The sequence below is a fragment of the Pseudomonas sichuanensis genome (genome assembly GCF_024749065.1).
Taxonomy (GTDB): domain Bacteria; phylum Pseudomonadota; class Gammaproteobacteria; order Pseudomonadales; family Pseudomonadaceae; genus Aquipseudomonas; species Aquipseudomonas sichuanensis.
Window position 1 is genome coordinate 107,813 of record NZ_CP087185.1, and the last position, 13,205, is coordinate 121,017.

Sequence of the window (13,205 nt, forward strand, 5' to 3'; positions counted from 1 at the left end):
TGGCGCTATCCTATGTGCGCAAGCTTTCAGCCAGCTTTCGACCAGTGCAAGGCGACGGGAGGTCATGACGATGGCGCGTGTCGAGCAAGGGGGGTGCCATTGCGGCGCCCTGCGTTACCGGTTGCGGGGCGATCTGGTTGATGTCGCCCACTGTCATTGCTCGATCTGTCGGCGGGTCAGTGGCGGCACGCTGGTGACCTGGGTCACGCTGGCCGCTGAGGATTTCGAGTGGTTGGCGGGCTCGCCGCAGCGGTATGTGGCGCCGGCGGGGTGCAGCCGCTATTTCTGTGGTGGTTGTGGGGCCCATGTGGCGCTGGTGACCGAGCGCAGCCCGCAGACGATCGATGTGACGGTGGCGACGCTGGATCATCCTGAGCGGGTGCCGGCCCAGCGGCATATCTGGGTGGGGAGCCGGCTGCCGTGGTTGCAGGTGGGTCAGGGGTTGCCGGAGGAGGACGAGGAAAGCCTATAGGGCATTGTGCTGCCTCTTCTGGCCCTATCGCCGGCAAGCCGGCTCCCACAGGGTTGTGCGATCACCTGTGGGAGCCGGCTTGCCGGCGATAGGAGCTGACCTGCCATGCGCTAGGGCAACTGCAACCCGCCAGCCGCCTTGTGCAGTGCGCGCAGGTGTTCGCCCACCTGCTTGATGTTGGCTTCCACCGCCTTGATCTCCCTGGCCCGCTGCGGCCCCAGCAGCGCCCTCACCTGCTGGTCCAGGTCGTTGCTCAGGCGCAGCAGTTGCGCCTGGCGTGCCTTGCTCTCCTGCTCCAGGTGCTGGCGCTCCTCGGGCTGTGGCAGGCCGTAGCCGCCCGCCCCCAGCAGTTCCGCCGGGCGGCTGAGGTAGCCACTGTTGGCGAGAATCGCCTGCAGGGCCTGATCGGCCTTGTCGAAGCTGCCATCCTTTATCGCCCGGCCATTGAGGTAACGCTGCTTGACCTCATCCTGGGCCAGCAGCAACTGCCGGCGCAGGCTGGCCTGTTCGAGCAGCAGCAGCGCCGCACTGGTGCGCAGGTCGGCGCGCTCGAACCACGGGCGGCGCTGCTCGGCATCCAGGGCCAGCCAGTCTTCCACGGCGCTCTGCTTGATCGGCAACTGCTTCTTCAACACCTCGAACATGGCCTGGTAGCGGTCGCGATAGGAGTCGAAGCGATAGCCCAGGCGCAGCGCCTCACGTGGGTCGTCGAGCACACTGGTGTCGGCCAGGCCGCGCCCTTTGAGCACTTCCAGCAGGCCGTTGGGCATGATGTTGTCGAGGTCGTTCAGGCGCGGGTTGGCGGTGCCGCTGCGCAGCAGCTTCAAATTCTCGACCGCGCAGTTGTTGGACAGGAAGAAGTAGTTGCCGTCGTAGCTCCAGTGCATTTCGGCAGCCTGGCGCACCAGGTTCTCGATCTCGCTGCGGCTGAGCTTGAGCGGCACCGAGGCCAGGCTGCGCAGTTCGGTCTTGGTGTACTCGTCGATCACCTGGCCCAGCGGCAGGACGAACAGCCGCGACGGGTAGGCCCCGACCAGCCCGCCCCAGCTCGACAACTGCACGTCGTTGACGAAGGCCCGGTAAGACAACACCAGGCTCTGGTCGAGGTCCAGGCGGCAAGCTGGGCCGCGCGGCCGGCCGGGGGCGCAGATCACCAGGCGCAGCATGCTGTGGCCCCAGCGGCTGACCAGGTTCTGATTGGCTTCGGCCAGCAGGTAGTCGACTTCGTAGACTCGCTCGGGGTCGATTTCGCCCAGCGGCTGGCGGGCGAAGTCATTGCCGGCGTTGAGGAACGGCAGGGCTTTGGCGCAGGTGTTCTGCGGCGGTGCCCAGCCGAAATGCTCGCTCAGGTACTGGTTGAGCGCCGGGCGACGGCAGGCGTAGCTGGGGTCGAGGAGGAAGTACTCCATGTTGACCGCGATGTATTCCTTCGGGCTGCTCAGCTCGTAGCTGTCGGGGCTGCGCGCCACCTGGCCGTTGTGCTGTTCGCGCTCGCCGCGGCGGCCAACGTACTGCGGCCAGCCGGCCAGGTCGAGCAGGCGTGGATCGTCGCTCAGGGTGAAGCGGCGCTCGGCCTGGCCTCGGCAGTCCTGCGGCAGGCCTACCTTGCCCAGTGCGCCCTGCTGGCGCTTGCAGCGGCTGATGAGCTGGCGCTCGGCGCTGTGCCACAGGCGAGCGCGGTCATAGATGTGGGTGAGCTCATGCAGCACGGTGGCCAGCAGCTCTTCACGGACGGTGCCGTGGGGGCGGTTGGTCTTTTCGCGGGCGGCACTGCCATCGACCAGGCCTGGCAGCAGGCGGCGGTTGAGGTCGAGGGTGGAGACCGGCGTGGCCTGGCCGTAGGCATCCTCGGGCATACGGTCGGTCCAGCTCACCGTTACCTGGCGGTCCAGCTGTTGCTTGAAGCGTGGTGGCAGCTTGGCCATGGCTTCATCGAGCAGCTGCTGGGTGGCCTGCTGCTGTGGCTGGTCGAGGCCGTCTGCCTGCAGCACCAGCTGCAGGTCGGCCAGGGCGGGCGTGCCGAGCAGCGTCAGGACGCAGCCGAGCAGCCAGGCACGCGCGCGCATCACAGGGCGAGGATGGCTTCGGCCAGCACCTGGTCGCTGGCGTCGCGGGCTTCCGGCACACGGGTGCGCAGGGTGTCGAAGGCCGCTTCGAGCTGGGCGCCACGGATGTTGCCGTTGCTGGCGACGAAGCTGGCGGCGTCGTCGTGGGCTTCGCGGATGACTTTCGAATCGCGAATCGAGGTGGTGGTGTCGGAGGTGAAATCGATCGTGCGCGCCGAGGCACGGACGATGATATTGCTGGTAGCCACCAGCGTGTGAGCCTGGGCCATGTCGGCCAGCAGCAACATGCCGAGGGAAGCGGCGATCAGCGATTTACGCATGGAGCATCTCCAGAAGGTACAAAGGCGTAACAGGTAATTATTGGACGAGGATGGCTTCGGCCAGTTCAAGGTCGCCGACAGAGTGACAACTGTGCACCTGGCGCAGCGAAACCAGCGCCGCCTGAAGGCGCGCACCGCGAATCAAGCCATCACTGGCAACGAAGGCAGCAGCGTCGTCACGGGCGGCGGCGACGATCTTGCGATCGAACGGCGCGGTGGTCACCTGGCTGGTGACATAGCCGGTGGCAACGAGGCTCTGGGTGGTGACATCCATGGCATGGGCGCTTCCCATACCGGCGAGGGCTAACAGCACTGGCGGCAGATAACGCATGGGCTCTCTAGGCGGTGGTTTCGGGCAACGAAGGCTACCCCGGATGCACCGGCCGGGGCCAGTGAATCCGGGTGTGAAGGCTTGTGCTAGAGCGCGAGGATGGCGCGGGCCAGTTGCGCGTCGCTGGCTTGCAGCGTGGGCTGCTGCTGGCGAATGTGCACCAAGGCGCTTTCCAGCTTGGCGCCGCGGATCGCGCCTTCGCTGCCAACGAAGCTGGCGGCGTCGTCACGGGCTGCCTGCACGATCTTGTCATCGCGGAAGGACGAGGTTACGTCGGAAGTGGCATCGGTGGTTGCGGCAACGGCACCGACTACCGCGTCAGTGGTCACCACGAAGCTGGTGGCATTGGCCGCACCGGCGAGGGACAGCAGCACGGCGGCGCCTAACAGATGATAACGGGACATGATGGGTGGACTCCTGCGCAGGGTCTGGATGGTTCTGGTTATCGGACGCTCGCTTGGCTCGTCACGGTACGGTGTTGCCAGGCGTGTAGGACAAGCGTAACACGCCTCGGTTCAAGCGCCTGGGGCGGCGAAAGACCACAATTGGTAACTGTACCTGCCAATATACAATTTTGTGAAACTGTACCTGTTGTGTTGCGATGGCTCTATCTCGCGGCGGACAAACAAAAAACCCGTCGCGGTTTCCGGCGACGGGTTCTTGTGTATTCGCGGTGCCGGCGTTGGCCGGCGGCCGAGGCTTAGCGCCAGAACGGCTTGCTCAGCTCTTCGTAGCGCTGCGACTCGCTGATACCGGCGTCGGCCAGCAGGCGGGAGTCCAGACGAGCCAGCTGACGGCGGCTGGCCATGCGGCGTTGCCACAGCAGCAGGGTCGACAGGGCGCGCAGAGGCAGGGAAGCGTGGGAAGCTTGGGCGTTGCTTTCGAAAACCAGACCGGAACTGAGGGTGCGTTCCATGATGTTTCATCCTTCCGCTTGTGGCGGCATTAGGGAGTGATTTAACTGGTGCCCATCTTCCTCCTCTGCTGTCCATAACAGTAGATACAGTTCTGTAGTAAAGCGATGGCTCAGTTAACTGTGTAACCCTACTGTTGCACCTGAAATTGGCGTAACTGTACTGGTCTGCACTGATTTAGTGCGAATTCTAGATTTTGCAGGAAATGAGGCGAGGCCAGAGCAGATAATTACCAGTACAGTAGTACAGTTTTATCTGTGCATTTGGCAGGGGACTGTGTGAGCGGGTTCACCCGAAAGTGTCTGTATGGCCACTGCAGCATTCGCGGGTAAACCCGCTCCCACAGATAGCTCATTTGGGTGAAACGATCGCGGGGCAAGCCCGCTCCCACAAGTACCTGTGGGAGCGGGCTTGCCCCGCGATGGTTGTAGCGTTGACGGGTCAGCCAGCCAGCATGCGCCCGCTTTCTTCCAGGTTCTCGTGCCAGCTCAGGGCTTCGCGCAGGATGTGCGGGGTGTGGCCGCCGCGCTGGCAGGCGCGTTCGAAGTAGTCGTTCAACGCAGCGCGATAGTCCGGGTGCACACAGTTGTCGATGATCGCGCGGGCACGCTCGCGTGGCGCCAGGCCGCGCAGGTCGGCCAGGCCCTGTTCGGTGACCAGGATGTCGACATCATGCTCGGTATGGTCGACGTGGCTGACCATGGGCACGACGCTGGAAATCGCGCCGCCCTTGGCGATCGACTTGGTGACGAAGATCGCCAGGTGGGCGTTGCGGGCGAAGTCGCCGGAACCGCCAATGCCGTTCATCATCCGGGTGCCGCAGACGTGGGTGGAGTTGACGTTGCCGTAGATGTCGAACTCCAGCGCCGTGTTGATGCCGATGATGCCCAAGCGACGCACCACTTCAGGGTGGTTGGAGATCTCCTGCGGGCGCAGCACCAGCTTGTCCTTGTAGCGCTCGAGGTTGCCGAACACGTCGGCATTGCGGCGGCTCGACAGGGTGATCGAGCTGCCCGAGGCGAAGCTCAGCTTACCGGCGTCGATCAGGTCGAAGGTCGAGTCCTGCAGCACTTCGGAGTACATGGTCAGGTCTTCGAACGGCGATTCGATCAGGCCGCACATCACGGCGTTGGCGATACTGCCGATGCCGGCTTGCAGCGGGCCGAGCTTGTTGGTCATGCGGCCGGCGTCCACCTCGCCCTTGAGGAAGGCGATCAGGTGGTCGGCGATGCCCTGAGTCTCGTGGTCAGGCGGCAGCACGGTGGACGGCGAGTCCGGCTGGTCGCTGATGACGATGCCGACGATCTTGGCTGGGTCGATCGGGATTGCGGTGCTGCCGATGCGGTCATCGACTTTCACCAGCGGGATCGGCGTGCGGGTCGGGCGGTAGGTTGGGATATAGATGTCGTGCAGGCCTTCGAGGTTGGCGTTGTGCGACAGGTTGATCTCGACGATGACCTGCTTGGCGAAGATCGCGAAGCTGGCCGAGTTGCCGACGGAGGTGGTCGGCACTATATGGCCTTCTTCAGTGATCGCCACTGCTTCGATGACCGCGATGTCCGGCAGGGTCAGCTGCTTGTTGCGCAGTTGCTCGACGGTTTCCGACAGGTGCTGGTCGATGAACATCACCTGGCCGTCGTTGATGGCCTTGCGCAGGGTGCTGTCGACCTGGAACGGCATGCGCCGGGCCAGTACGCCGGCTTCGGTCAGTTGCTTGTCGAGGTCGTTGCCCAGGCTGGCGCCGGTCATCAGGCTGATTTTCAGCGGCGACAGCTTGGCGCGCTCGGCCAGTGCGTGGGGCACGGCCTTGGCTTCGCCGGCGCGGGTGAAGCCGCTCATGCCGACGGTCATGCCGTCCTCGATCAGGCCAGCGGCGTCAGCCGCACTCATTACCTTGCTGTGCAGGGAGGACAAGCGGATGCGATCACGGTACATGGATTGTTATCTCAGGCTACTGAAGCTACTGGAAGCGCAGTCTAGAGATTTAGCCCGGTGCCGTCCCGCGACCATGGTCGTAGGCGAAGCCTTGGAATAGAGCCGTTGATCTGGATCATGCAAATGAAAAAGCCCCCGGGCATAACACCCGGGGGCTTTAGACGCTTCTATATATAGAGGCGGGTGTCAGTCCACGGCCTTGACCATGTCTTCGATGACCTTCTTCGCGTCACCAAACACCATCATGGTCTTGTCCAGGTAGAACAGTTCGTTGTCCAGGCCGGCATAGCCGCTGGCCATGGAGCGCTTGTTGACGATGATGGTCTTGGCCTTGAACGCTTCGAGGATCGGCATGCCGGCGATCGGCGACTTGGGATCGTTCTTCGCCGCCGGGTTGACCACGTCGTTGGCGCCCAGCACCAGCACAACGTCGGCCTGACCGAATTCGGCGTTGATGTCTTCCATCTCGAACACCTGGTCGTACGGCACCTCCGCTTCGGCCAGCAGTACGTTCATGTGGCCTGGCATACGGCCGGCAACCGGGTGGATCGCGTACTTCACGGTCACGCCGTTATGCACCAGCTTCTCGGTCAGCTCTTTCAACGCGTGCTGGGCGCGGGCCACCGCCAGGCCGTAGCCGGGAACGATGATCACGCTGTCGGCGTTGCTCAGCAGGAAGGTGGCGTCGTCGGCCGAACCGGACTTCACCGGGCGCTGCTCCTTGGAGCCTTGCGCCGCGCCGACGTCGGTGTCGCCGCCGAAGCCGCCGAGGATGACGTTGAAGAACGAACGGTTCATCGCCTTGCACATGATGTACGAGAGGATCGCACCGCTCGAACCCACCAGGGAGCCGGCGATGATCAGCATCGAGTTGTTCAGCGAGAAGCCGATACCCGCGGCCGCCCAGCCCGAGTAGCTGTTGAGCATCGACACCACTACCGGCATGTCGGCGCCGCCGATCGGGATGATGATCAGTACGCCCATGATGAAGGCCAGGGCCAGCATCAGGGTGAAGGCGCTGTAGTGGCCGGTGAAGGTGAACAGCAGGCCCAGGGCGATGGTGGCAAGGCCGAGGATCAGGTTCAGCTTGTGCTGGCCGGCGAACTGTACTGGTGCGCCTTGGAACAGGCGGAACTTGTACTTGCCCGACAGCTTGCCGAACGCGATGACCGAGCCGGAGAAGGTGATGGCACCAATGGCCGCGCCGAGGAACAGCTCCAGGCGGTTACCGGTGGGGATCGGGTCGCTGATGCTGGCGACGATGCCCAGCGATTGCGGCTCGAGTACCGCGGCAATGGCGATGAACACCGCGGCCAGGCCGATCATGCTGTGCATGAAGGCGACCAGCTCGGGCATCTTGGTCATCTCGACGCGCTTGGCCATGATCGAACCGGCGCTGCCGCCGACCAGCAGGCCGACGATGACATAACCGATGCCGGCAGTGGCAAGCTCGGCGCCCAGCTTGTAGATCAGCCCGACCGTGGTGAGGATGGCGATACCCATGCCGATCATGCCGAACAGGTTGCCCCGGCGTGAGGTAGTGGGGTGCGAGAGGCCCTTGAGCGCCTGGATGAAGCAGATCGAGGCGACCAGGTACAGAAGCGTTACCAGATTCATGCTCATGCTTACTTCTGCGCCTCGTTCTTGGTTTTCTTCTTGAACATTTCCAGCATGCGGCGGGTGACCAGGAAGCCACCGAACACATTGACCGCGGCCAGCGCCACGGCGAGGGTGCCCATCACTTTGCCGGCCGGGGTGACGGTCAGCGCGGCCGCGAGCATGGCGCCGACGATGACGATCGCCGAAATGGCGTTGGTGACGGCCATCAGTGGGGTGTGCAGTGCCGGGGTGACGTTCCATACCACGTGGTAGCCCACGTAGATGGCCAGCACGAAGATGATCAGGTTGTAGATGCCGTGGGAAATCAGCAGGTCTTCCATTGTCGAGCTCCTCAGCCGTTCTTGCGTACGACCTGGCCGTCGCGGCACATCAGGCACGCGGCGACGATGTCGTCTTCGAGGTTGATCACCAGCGCGCCGTCCTTGTCGAACAGCAGCTTCATGAAGTCCAGCAGGTTGCGGGCGTACAGCGCCGAGGCGTCTGCGCCGACCTGGGCCGGCAGGTTGGTTGGGCCGACGATGGTTACGCCGTTTGCCTGTACCACCTGGTCAGCGACGGTCAGCGGGCAGTTGCCGCCCTGGGCCGCAGCGAGGTCGATCACCACCGAGCCGGGTTTCATCTGCGCGACGGTCTCGGCGCTGAGCAGCGTCGGCGCCTTGCGCCCGGGGATCAGCGCAGTGGTGATGACGATATCGGCCTGTTTGGCTCGTTCGTGCACGGCCTGGGCCTGGCGTTGCATCCAGCTGGCTGGCATGGGGCGGGCGTAACCGCCGACGCCTTCGGCGCACTCGCGCTCTTCATCGGTCTCGTACGGCACGTCGAGGAACTTGGCGCCAAGCGACTCGATCTGCTCTTTCACGGCGGGGCGCACGTCGGAGGCTTCGATCACCGCACCCAGGCGCTTGGCCGTGGCGATGGCCTGCAGGCCGGCGACGCCAGCGCCGAGGATCAGAACACGGGCGGCCTTTACGGTGCCGGCGGCGGTCATCAGCATGGGCATGAAGCGTGGGTAATGATGCGCGGCCAGCAGCACGGCCTTGTAGCCGGCAATGTTGGCTTGCGACGACAGCACGTCGAGGCTCTGGGCCCGCGAGGTACGAGGCGCGGCTTCCAGGGCGAAGGCGGTGATGCCACGTTCGGCCATCTTGCCGATCAGCTCGTTGTTGAACGGGTTGAGCATGCCGGCCAGCACGCTGCCGCTGTTGATCAGCGCCAGTTCCTGGTCATTGGGTGCAACCACCTTGAGCACCAGCTGCGCGCCGAAGGCATCGGTCGCTTCACCCAGTGTGGCGCCAACGGCCTCATAGGCACTGTCCGGAATGCTGGCGTTGAGCCCTGCCCCCCGTTGCACGGTGACCTGATGGCCCTGGCTAACCAGTTTCTTGATGGTTTCCGGGGTCGCAGCGACCCTTGTCTCACCCGTCTGCGTCTCGAGAGGAACACCAATGTGCACGACTTTGTCTCCTGCGGTGACCTTTTGTGTTTGTTTGAACCAGCTCACTTCGGGTGGCGCGCTGGGTGGTCGTAGAGCACGACCCCGCCTGAATCCGGGGCGGGGAGGCATTTTGCAGATGAACCATTGGGGCTACAACCGGTTCTGAAGCGAAACGAACTCAAAACTACAAGTCACCCTGTGACCGTATGTCGCAATGATTCGAAACAAACCCGTCAAGCACGCGCTATTCGGAGCTTAGGGGAAAATCTGAAAAAAATTCTGCTGTTTTCGGCCTTGGCGCTGTGAATGTCGCAAAATAACCGTCAAACCCGCATGGCAACTAGGGTTGATAGGGATTTTCAGGTCAGCCGGAACAGATTACGTATTTGCGACAAATACATATATCTGTAGGTGTTTAAAATAATTGACTACGGGGTCAGCTTATCGGCTTTCGCAGTGTACTGCTGTGCCTGCGCTATTAGCCAGTCGCGAAAAGCCCGTAGCGAAGCCGACTCCACCTTGCGCTCTGGAATCATCAGATAGTAGGCCTTGTCACTGGACAGGGCATGCCTGTTAGCGACCACCAACCTACCCTCCTCGAGCTCGCGCTGGATCAGGAACGGTGGGATCAGCGCAATGCCCATTTCGTGCATGGCCGCCTGGGCGAGCATCGAGAACAGTTCATAGCGCGGACCGGCCATGTCGCATTCAACGCTCATGCCCAGCCCATCGAACCATTGCCGCCAGGCATACGGGCGGGTGGTCTGCTGCAGCAGTGGCAGCTCGGCGATGCGCTGGGCGTCGAGGCCGCCCTGCCCGTCCAGCAGCTTCGGGCTGCACACCGGTACCGGGTTTTCTCCCATCAGGCGGTGGGCCTGGGTGCCGGACCAGTCGGCGTCGCCGAAGTAGATGGCCGCATCGAAGGGCGTGTCGGCGAACAGGAACGGCCGGGTGCGGTTGGTCAGGTTGACCGTGACCTCCGGGTGGCGTTGCTGGAAATCCTTCAGGCGTGGCAGCAACCACTGGGTGCCGAAGGTCGGCACCACGGCCAGCTCGATCACGTTGGCGCCCTGCTGGCGCATGACCGACAGGGTGTCGCGCTCTACGGCGTCCAGTTGGCTGGCCACCTGACGACTATAGGACAAGCCTGCCTCGGTGAGCTTCACGCCCCGGCGCGAGCGGCGGAACAATTCGACGTTGAGAAACGCCTCCAGCCCACCGATCTGCCGACAGACGGCGCCCTGGGTCAGGGCCAGTTCGTGGGCGGCCTTGGTGAAGCTCTCGTGACGCGCGGCCGCCTCGAAGCAGACCAGGGCGGTGGTGCTGGGGATCTTGCGGCGCATGTACATCAACCTCACTTGTATGCTTGTCAGTACGGCGTTTTGTCGATCACGGAGTGAGAAAATATCACTAAAGCGTGCGCAATCCTCGTTTGTCCCGACAGCCGATCAAGCCTAGGATCAATCCAACGCAAGAATCCGCTCCCATCTTTGTTTCGAGGAACACGCACATGGCCGGTAAAGCAAGCTTCAACTGGATCGACCCGCTGCTGCTGGATCAGCAGCTCACTGAAGAAGAGCGCATGGTGCGTGACAGCGCCTTCCAGTTCGCCCAGGACAAGTTGGCGCCGCGTGTGCTGGAAGCCTTCCGTCACGAACAGACCGACCCGGCGATCTTCCGCGAGATGGGTGAAGTCGGCCTGTTGGGCGCGACCATCCCTGAACAGTATGGTGGCAGCGGCCTCAACTATGTGTGCTACGGCCTGATTGCCCGTGAAGTGGAGCGCATCGACTCTGGTTACCGCTCGATGATGAGCGTGCAGTCGTCGCTGGTCATGGTGCCGATCAACGAATTCGGTACCGAAGCGCAGAAGCAGAAGTACCTGCCCAAGCTGGCCAGCGGTGAGTGGATTGGTTGCTTCGGCCTGACCGAACCCAATCATGGCTCCGACCCGGGGTCGATGATCACTCGGGCGCGCAAGGTCGACGGCGGCTATCGCCTGACCGGTAGCAAGATGTGGATTACCAACAGCCCGATCGCCGATGTGTTCGTGGTCTGGGCCAAGGATGATGCCGGCGACATTCGCGGCTTTGTTCTGGAGAAAGGCTGGCAAGGCCTCAGTGCCCCGGCTATCCACGGCAAGGTTGGCCTGCGCGCTTCGATCACCGGCGAGATCGTCATGGACAACGTGTTCGTCCCGGAAGAGAACATCTTCCCGGATGTGCGCGGCCTGAAGGGTCCGTTCACCTGCTTGAACTCGGCCCGTTACGGCATTTCGTGGGGTGCGCTGGGCGCCGCCGAAGCCTGCTGGCACACCGCGCGCCAGTACACCCTGGACCGCCAGCAGTTCGGTCGCCCGCTCGCTGCCAACCAGCTGATCCAGAAAAAACTGGCCGACATGCAGACCGAAATCACCCTGGCCCTTCAAGGTTGCCTGCGTCTGGGGCAGATGAAGGACCAAGGCACCGCTGCGGTGGAAATCACTTCGATCATGAAGCGCAACTCCTGCGGCAAGGCCCTGGATATCGCCCGCATGGCGCGTGACATGCTGGGCGGCAACGGTATCTCCGACGAGTTCGGCGTGGCCCGCCACCTGGTCAACCTTGAGGTGGTCAACACCTATGAAGGTACCCACGACGTGCATGCGCTGATCCTCGGGCGTGCGCAAACCGGTATCCAGGCGTTCTACTAATAGAGGAGCCAGGCCATGGGTGCGCTTTCACATCTGCGGGTGCTGGACCTTTCTCGGGTGCTCGCCGGCCCATGGTCCGGCCAGATCCTCGCCGACCTTGGTGCCGATGTGATCAAGGTCGAGCGCCCGGGCTCGGGTGACGATACCCGTGCCTGGGGGCCGCCCTTCCTCAAGGACTCGCGTGGCGAGAACACCAGTGAGGCGGCCTACTATCTGTCGGCCAACCGCAACAAACGCTCGGTGACCATCGATTTCACTCAGCCCGAAGGCCAGCGCCTGGTGCGCGAGCTGGCGGCCAAGTCGGACATCGTCATCGAGAACTTCAAGGTCGGCGGGCTGGCGGCCTATGGTCTGGATTACCAAAGCCTGAAGGCGATCAACCCGAAGCTTATCTATTGCTCGATCACAGGCTTCGGCCAGACCGGGCCGTATGCCAAGCGTGCCGGCTACGACTTCATGATCCAGGGCTTGGGCGGGCTGATGAGCCTGACCGGGCGGCCGGAAGGTGAGGAAGGTGCCGGGCCGATGAAGGTTGGAGTGGCCTTGACCGACATCCTTACTGGCCTGTATTCGACGGTGGCGATCCTGGCTGCCCTCGCCCACCGGGACCAGGCTGGGGTTGGTCAGCATATCGATATGGCCTTGCTGGATGTGCAGGTGGCTTGCCTGGCCAACCAGGCGATGAACTACCTCACCACAGGAAACCCTCCACGGCGGTTGGGTAATGCGCATCCCAATATCGTGCCTTACCAGGACTTCCCGACGGCGGACGGCAATTTCATTCTTACCGTGGGTAATGATGGGCAGTTCCGCAAGTTTGCCGAAGTAGCTGGGCAGCCGCAGTGGGCGGATGATCCGAGGTTCGCTACCAATAAGCAGCGTGTGGCACATCGGGCCGAGTTGATTCCGCTGATTCGCCAGGCCACGGTGTTCAAGACTACGGCTGAATGGGTGAGTGAGCTGGAGAAGGCTGGTGTGCCTTGTGGTCCCATCAATGACTTGGCGCAGATGTTCCAGGATCCGCAGGTATTGGCTCGCGGGCTGGCGGTGAACATCCCGCATCCGTTGGCGGGGAACGTGCCGCAGGTGGCCAGCCCGATCAGATTGTCGGAGACACCGGTGGAGTACCGGCAGGCACCTCCTCTGCTGGGGGAGCATACCGAGGCAGTGCTGCGTGATGTGCTGGGGCTGGATGCGATGGCGGTGCACGAGCTGCGTACTGCTGGCGTACTCTGACGCTGTAGCTATGTAGAGAGCGGGGAGGCCGACAGGCCTCCCCGCTTTGTTTTTGAGGTAAATAAAGCTTTCTTGAAATTAAAGGTTGACGGGGTTTCAGATCCCCTTATAATGCGCCCCACTTCCAGCGACAACGGAACGCAAAACTCCTTGAAATTCAATGAGTTAAGCGATTCGAAGGCTC

The 13,205-nt window shown here is 62.9% G+C and carries 13 protein-coding genes; 3 read left to right on the forward strand and 10 right to left on the reverse strand.

What is annotated here, in order from left to right; all coding sequences use genetic code 11:
• Positions 1–70 precede the first annotated feature (70 nt).
• The gene (locus LOY51_RS00525; protein WP_258646727.1) at positions 71–472 is read left to right on the forward strand and encodes a GFA family protein; all 402 of its coding nucleotides are present in this window, start codon (positions 71–73) and stop codon (positions 470–472) included.
• 110 nt (positions 473–582) lie between these two features.
• Here LOY51_RS00525 and LOY51_RS00530 read toward each other — a convergent pair whose 3' ends face one another.
• The 10 genes from LOY51_RS00530 to LOY51_RS00575 form a co-directional block, all read right to left on the reverse strand.
• Positions 583–2,541, reverse strand: a complete 1,959-nt coding sequence (locus LOY51_RS00530; protein ID WP_258643930.1) for a DUF7844 domain-containing protein — start codon at positions 2,539–2,541, stop codon at positions 583–585.
• Entirely contained in the window at positions 2,538–2,858 is a 321-nt protein-coding gene (locus LOY51_RS00535) for a DUF2388 domain-containing protein (RefSeq protein WP_125462101.1), read from the reverse strand. Before LOY51_RS00535 ends, LOY51_RS00530 begins: the two co-directional genes overlap by 4 nt.
• Before the next feature lie 37 nt (positions 2,859–2,895).
• Positions 2,896–3,189 carry a DUF2388 domain-containing protein gene (locus LOY51_RS00540; protein WP_110995044.1) on the reverse strand — a complete coding sequence of 98 codons (294 nt, stop codon included), beginning with the start codon at positions 3,187–3,189 and terminating at the stop codon, positions 2,896–2,898.
• Positions 3,190–3,275: 86 nt separating this feature from the next.
• Positions 3,276–3,593: a DUF2388 domain-containing protein gene (locus tag LOY51_RS00545; protein WP_125462102.1), complete on the reverse strand. Its 318-nt coding sequence runs from the start codon at positions 3,591–3,593 to the stop codon at positions 3,276–3,278.
• 296 nt (positions 3,594–3,889) lie between these two features.
• A complete protein-coding gene (locus LOY51_RS00550) occupies positions 3,890–4,105 on the reverse strand; it encodes a DUF1127 domain-containing protein (RefSeq protein WP_125462103.1) in 216 nt (71 codons plus the stop codon).
• A 439-nt stretch (positions 4,106–4,544) separates the two neighbouring features.
• Complete coding sequence (gene scpC, locus LOY51_RS00555) at positions 4,545–6,038, reverse strand: succinyl-CoA:acetate CoA-transferase ScpC (RefSeq protein WP_110995047.1); 1,494 nt, start codon at positions 6,036–6,038, stop codon at positions 4,545–4,547.
• A 186-nt stretch (positions 6,039–6,224) separates the two neighbouring features.
• Complete coding sequence (locus LOY51_RS00560; protein WP_125462104.1) at positions 6,225–7,661, reverse strand: NAD(P)(+) transhydrogenase (Re/Si-specific) subunit beta; 1,437 nt, start codon at positions 7,659–7,661, stop codon at positions 6,225–6,227.
• Between the two features lie 2 nt (positions 7,662–7,663).
• Positions 7,664–7,978, reverse strand: coding sequence for an NAD(P) transhydrogenase subunit alpha part 2 (locus LOY51_RS00565; RefSeq protein ID WP_110995049.1), 315 nt, complete (start codon positions 7,976–7,978; stop codon positions 7,664–7,666).
• An 11-nt stretch (positions 7,979–7,989) separates the two neighbouring features.
• A complete protein-coding gene (locus tag LOY51_RS00570; RefSeq protein ID WP_125462105.1) occupies positions 7,990–9,111 on the reverse strand; it encodes a Re/Si-specific NAD(P)(+) transhydrogenase subunit alpha in 1,122 nt (373 codons plus the stop codon).
• Between the two features lie 410 nt (positions 9,112–9,521).
• Positions 9,522–10,436 (reverse strand): LysR family transcriptional regulator, encoded by a 915-nt coding sequence (locus LOY51_RS00575; protein WP_258643937.1) that lies wholly within the window; start codon positions 10,434–10,436, stop codon positions 9,522–9,524.
• A 167-nt stretch (positions 10,437–10,603) separates the two neighbouring features.
• Here LOY51_RS00575 and LOY51_RS00580 point away from each other — a divergent pair, with 167 nt between their 5' ends.
• Both LOY51_RS00580 and LOY51_RS00585 read left to right on the forward strand, forming a co-directional pair.
• A complete protein-coding gene (locus tag LOY51_RS00580) occupies positions 10,604–11,785 on the forward strand; it encodes an acyl-CoA dehydrogenase (protein WP_110995052.1) in 1,182 nt (393 codons plus the stop codon).
• Between the two features lie 15 nt (positions 11,786–11,800).
• A complete protein-coding gene (locus tag LOY51_RS00585) occupies positions 11,801–13,021 on the forward strand; it encodes a CaiB/BaiF CoA transferase family protein (protein WP_125462107.1) in 1,221 nt (406 codons plus the stop codon).
• Positions 13,022–13,205: the final 184 nt, after the last annotated feature.

Bases quoted from the DNA above. Each gene is read 5' to 3' on its own strand.
- LOY51_RS00525 (WP_258646727.1), top strand. From the start codon at position 71: ATGGCGCGTGTCGAGCAAGGGGGGTGCCATTGCGGCGCCCTGCGTTAC.
- LOY51_RS00535 (WP_125462101.1), bottom strand. From the start codon at position 2,858: ATGCGTAAATCGCTGATCGCCGCTTCCCTCGGCATGTTGCTGCTGGCC.
- LOY51_RS00540 (WP_110995044.1), bottom strand. From the start codon at position 3,189: ATGCGTTATCTGCCGCCAGTGCTGTTAGCCCTCGCCGGTATGGGAAGC.
- LOY51_RS00545 (WP_125462102.1), bottom strand. From the start codon at position 3,593: ATGTCCCGTTATCATCTGTTAGGCGCCGCCGTGCTGCTGTCCCTCGCC.
- LOY51_RS00550 (WP_125462103.1), bottom strand. From the start codon at position 4,105: ATGGAACGCACCCTCAGTTCCGGTCTGGTTTTCGAAAGCAACGCCCAA.
- scpC (WP_110995047.1), bottom strand. From the start codon at position 6,038: ATGTACCGTGATCGCATCCGCTTGTCCTCCCTGCACAGCAAGGTAATG.
- LOY51_RS00560 (WP_125462104.1), bottom strand. From the start codon at position 7,661: ATGAGCATGAATCTGGTAACGCTTCTGTACCTGGTCGCCTCGATCTGC.
- LOY51_RS00565 (WP_110995049.1), bottom strand. From the start codon at position 7,978: ATGGAAGACCTGCTGATTTCCCACGGCATCTACAACCTGATCATCTTC.
- LOY51_RS00575 (WP_258643937.1), bottom strand. From the start codon at position 10,436: ATGCGCCGCAAGATCCCCAGCACCACCGCCCTGGTCTGCTTCGAGGCG.
- LOY51_RS00580 (WP_110995052.1), top strand. From the start codon at position 10,604: ATGGCCGGTAAAGCAAGCTTCAACTGGATCGACCCGCTGCTGCTGGAT.
- LOY51_RS00585 (WP_125462107.1), top strand. From the start codon at position 11,801: ATGGGTGCGCTTTCACATCTGCGGGTGCTGGACCTTTCTCGGGTGCTC.